Source organism: Priestia sp. P5_B4 (genome assembly GCF_056400385.1).
This window is the reverse complement of the sequence record NZ_JBFULJ010001046.1, coordinates 1-1,199: the sequence shown is the minus strand read 5'-3', so window position 1 is coordinate 1,199 and position 1,199 is coordinate 1. Positions and strand designations below refer to the sequence as shown.

Annotated in this window: 1 protein-coding gene; it reads left to right on the top strand. The window is 35.2% G+C overall.

From position 1 onward, the window contains the following. Window positions 1-55 precede the first annotated feature (55 nt). Complete coding sequence (locus AC1DRF_RS28640) at window positions 56-1,090, top strand: DUF3231 family protein (protein ID WP_477742390.1); 1,035 nt, start codon at window positions 56-58, stop codon at window positions 1,088-1,090. Window positions 1,091-1,199: the final 109 nt, after the last annotated feature.

Here is a 1,199-nt window from a genome sequence, read left to right as displayed (position 1 = left end):
ATAATAGATATGCTAGAAAAGGTTATGCTAAGAAAAAAGCCTGAGGAGATTGTGTATGGAAACCATTAAACCCATCAAAATAKGATCTAAAAAATCATACCCTCATGAGAAACTGACATCTGCAGAAGTGGGAAAACTTTGGGCCACTTATATGGGTAATAGTATGTCTACGCGTATTCTTAGTTACTTTCTTCAACATGTTGAAGACCAAGAGATCAAAACATTGCTGGAACATGCGTTAAACTTGAGTGAGGAATTTCAACGTACAATAAAAGAAATATTTGTCAAAGAAAAAATTCCCGTTCCCCATGGTTTTACGGAAGAAGACGTGAACCTTGGAGCTCCTAGATTATTTGAAGATGAGTTCTATGTACATTATTTAAAGTATGTTGGAAAGGCAGGAATGAGCATCTATAATGTGGCGGTGCCTTTAATGTATAGAGAAGATGTACGAAAATTTTATCTTCATTGTATGAATTCTACTATGGAATTAATGGAACAGATCAAGACGATTTTAATGAATAAAGGATTCATTATTAAACCACCGATCATTCCTATAGCAGAAAATGTGAAGATAGCTAGTCCTGGTTATCTGAAAGGCTTCATGGGAGATGTTCGTCCTTTACACGCTTTAGAAATTGCCCATTTATACGACAATATTGAAAGTAACGTAACAAGTAAGACATTAATTATGGCATTTGGTCAAGTCGCAAAAATGGATAAGGTTCGAGAAGTATTTAAAAAAGGGGAAGAAATTACTCTTAGATCCGTGGATCATTACATGGAGAAGCTGCGGGATGATAACTTACCTGCTCCCTCATTACTTAGTCATTTAGTCACAACTTCCACCTTTTCGCCCTTCTCTGATAAATTAATGTTATTTCACAAAGTAGATATGTTTTCAATGAAAATACGAGCATTTGGAAATTCAGTAGCTGTCAATGGAAGACATGATTTAGTCGCACTATATGGTAAGTCCCTAGCAGACATATTTATGTTTGTGGAGGAGGCATCCAAGCTTATGATGGAAAATGGATGGATGGAAGTACCGCCAGAAGCTGCGGATCGAGAAGATTTAGCTTCAAATTAGTATCTTTGATAAAGATGAAAAAATAACAAAAGGCCCTTAATAAAAGGGCTTTTTGTTATTTAATTTCCGATAAATCACATTACGTTAACTGGATTTATATATCGTATAC